Origin of the sequence: Roseateles sp., assembly GCF_049240545.1 — a bacterium.
GTDB lineage: Bacteria > Pseudomonadota > Gammaproteobacteria > Burkholderiales > Burkholderiaceae_C > Paucibacter_A.
Genome location: NZ_JBMLSK010000070.1, coordinates 1 through 1,576, shown reverse-complemented (window position 1 = coordinate 1,576; position 1,576 = coordinate 1). Strand labels below are relative to the sequence as shown.

1 protein-coding gene is annotated in these 1,576 nt (G+C 65.3%); it reads right to left on the bottom strand.

The window, feature by feature from the left end; translation table 11 throughout:
• Window positions 1-65: 65 nt before the first annotated feature.
• Entirely contained in the window at window positions 66-1,505 is a 1,440-nt protein-coding gene (locus ACOVRJ_RS04000) for an IS5 family transposase (RefSeq protein ID WP_422042606.1), read from the bottom strand.
• Between the last annotated feature and the right edge of the window lie 71 nt (window positions 1,506-1,576).

The following is a 1,576-nucleotide window of genomic DNA, read 5'->3' as shown; positions in this document are numbered from 1 at the left end:
GTCGGACTTGCGAAATTCATTTCGGAAGCTCTGGACCCAATGGCGGGATTCGTGGCGGCATCCAGTCATCGGGGTGTCGGCTTAAGCGCCGGCTGAACTAGGTTTCTCCCGCTGGCGCCGCCATGCAGGGCCAGCGCGAACAAGGCCAACAAGAGGCCTGGCAGGCCCAGACGCGCGATCGCGCGCAGCAGCCAGCGGATGTTGAAGCCCGCCGCGCACAGCACCGCGTGTAGCGCGTCGCCCGCGGCGCCCTTCAGCCAGCACCGGTCCATGCGGTGATCGGCCTTGGTGTGACCGATCAGCGGCTCGATGGCCTGGCGCCGCTTCAGCCACGTCTTCTGTTGGGGCGTGAGCGACTTGAACTTGCCGCGGTGAATGACTTCCACTGGTGCCAATTCCTTGTCCACACCTCGGTAGCCCAGGTCCACGATGGCGGCCGTTGGCTTCACGCCGATGTCCTGCAGCAGCGTGTTGGTCTGCTCGATCTGCGCGGCCAGTGTGTGGCCATCGTATGGGTTGCCGGTGAAGCTGCGTGCGCCCACCATCAGCCCGTGCTGGTGCGTCACGGCCAAGCTGACCTTTACGCCGAACTCGTACGGATTCCGGGCCTTGCCCTTGCCGATGCACTCGGCCTCAGGCGCATGCAGGGCGTACAGCTTGTCTTTGTCCTTGGGGCGCTGCGTATGGATGCGCTCGGCGCGCTGCACCCAGGTGTCCAGTCGCGTGCGGGCATCGTCGGTCAGACCGGCCATCTTGCGGCGCACTTCGCGCAGCAGCCGCCCCAGGATCGTGCGCTGCCGCTTGAGCACACCGCGCAGCCGCTTGAACTGCTTGGCATGAGCATAGCCGCCAGCCTTGCGGCGCAAGGTCTTGCCTTCGCGCTCGTGGGTCTGCTTGAGCTGGATGCCGGCGCGCTTGGCCAGCCTGGCGACCTTCTCGCGCGCCACCTCCAGCAAGCGGCTGTCGGTCGGGTGGGCGATGGCCTTGCTCTGCACGGTCGTGTCGACGATGACGCGCTCGAACTCGGTCTTCTTCACAGCGCCCATCGAGACTGCCGCCTCGATGGTGGTCTTGAGCAGTTGCTCGACACCTGCCTCACCCAGCACGCGGCGAAAGCGGCTGATCTGGGCGGGGTCGCACGGCAGACGCGGCTCGAAGTAGACCTGGCCGCTGAAGAACTGGAAGTACACGTCCTGCGCCCAGCGCTCGACCAGAGACTCGTCACTCTCGTTGTAGGCGTGCTTCAAATACAGCAGCGCCACCATCAGGCGAATGGGCAGCCGCGGCCGGCCTGCGTTGCTGATGCCGGCACCGGCCACAGCAACGGTCGGGCCGAACATGTCCGCGCCTTCGACCATCCGCCCCTTGCGGTCGCGGTGCGCCAACACTGGCGCCAACGCCGCCTCGATGTCAGTCCACGGCATGCGCGTGGCAAGTACCGACAGCGGATGGCGCAGATCGATCATCTGATCCAGACGGGCTCGAAAGAAGTCGTCGGTGGCCATCGGCAGCGGTCCTCAATCTCCCAGGAACTGCCGCTCATTGAATTGGAACTCGGGAGTTCTGAACATCAGAA

What these genes read in the sequence shown, in the direction of transcription:
- ACOVRJ_RS04000 (WP_422042606.1), bottom strand. Translation starts at nt 1,505, where the DNA reads ATGGCCACCGACGACTTCTTTCGAGCCCGTCTGGATCAGATGATCGAT.